This window comes from Streptomyces sp. NPDC127084 (genome assembly GCF_042724175.1).
GTDB lineage: Bacteria > Actinomycetota > Actinomycetes > Streptomycetales > Streptomycetaceae > Streptomyces.
Genome location: NZ_JBHXFA010000431.1, coordinates 1 through 1055 on the forward strand (window position 1 = coordinate 1; position 1055 = coordinate 1055).

Below are 1055 nucleotides of genomic sequence, written 5' to 3' on the forward strand. Positions count from 1 at the left end.
TGTACTGCCCAGGCAGGTTGGTCGAGTTTGTGCGACGACACGGTCTGAATCTGGCTGACGACGAAGGCCTCCGGTTGTGGAGTGGAGCTGTCTAGGAACCGCTCCGCCAACCAGGAGGCCTTCGTGTCTCACGCTAACGCTGCTTTGACGCCTCGTGCCCGTCTGCGCCTGGCGCGTCTGATTGTTGATGACGGATGGCCGGTCGCCCGTGCGGCCGAGCGTTACGACGTGTCCTGGCCCACCGCCAAGCGGTGGGCTCGCCGTTACGCCGAATCCGGCCCGGCCGCGATGGCCGACCGGTCCTCACGACCGCATCGCAGTCCCGGGCGGACCACGCAGCCGCAGGTCCGCAAGATCGTGCACCTGCGCTGGAAACAGCGGCTGGGCCCGGTCCAGATCGCCGGACGGCTGGGCATGGCCGCCTCGACCGTGCACGCGGTCCTGACCCGGTGCCGGATCAACCGGCTGTCCCACATCGACCGCGCCACCGGTGAACCGGTCCGCCGCTACGAACACGACCGCCCCGGCGCGATGCTCCACATCGACGTCAAGAAACTCGGAAACGTCCCCGACGGCGGCGGCTGGCGCTACGTCGGACGCGTCCAAGGCCGCAGGAACCGCGCCGCGACACCGGACAGGCCCCGCAACAAGTACCGCGGCCCACTGCTGGGCACCGCGTTCGTCCACACGGTCGTCGACGACCATTCCCGGGTCGCCTATGCCGAGATCTGCAACGACGAGACAGCTGCCACCGCAGTCGGTGTCCTGCGCCGCGCGGTCGACTGGTTCGCCTCCCGCGGGGTGACCATCGAGCGAGTCCTCACCGACAACGGCTCGGCCTACCGCTCCCGGCACTGGACACAGGCCTGCACCGAGCTCGCGATCACACCGAAGAAGACCCGGCCCTACCGGCCTCAAACCAACGGCAAGGTCGAACGCTTCCACCGCACCCTGGCCGACGGCTGGGCCCTGGGCCGCTTCTACTCCAGCGAATCAGCCCGCCGCAAAGCCCTGCCGGCCTGGCTCCATCACTACAATCACCACCGCCCCCACAC

General features: G+C 68.7%; 1 protein-coding gene. It reads left to right on the forward strand.

Annotated elements, in window-relative coordinates; genetic code table 11:
• Positions 1–123: 123 nt before the first annotated feature.
• Positions 124–1055 (forward strand): IS481 family transposase (locus ACFWI9_RS34770; RefSeq protein ID WP_387169414.1); only part of this gene is annotated, 932 nt, incomplete at its 3' end.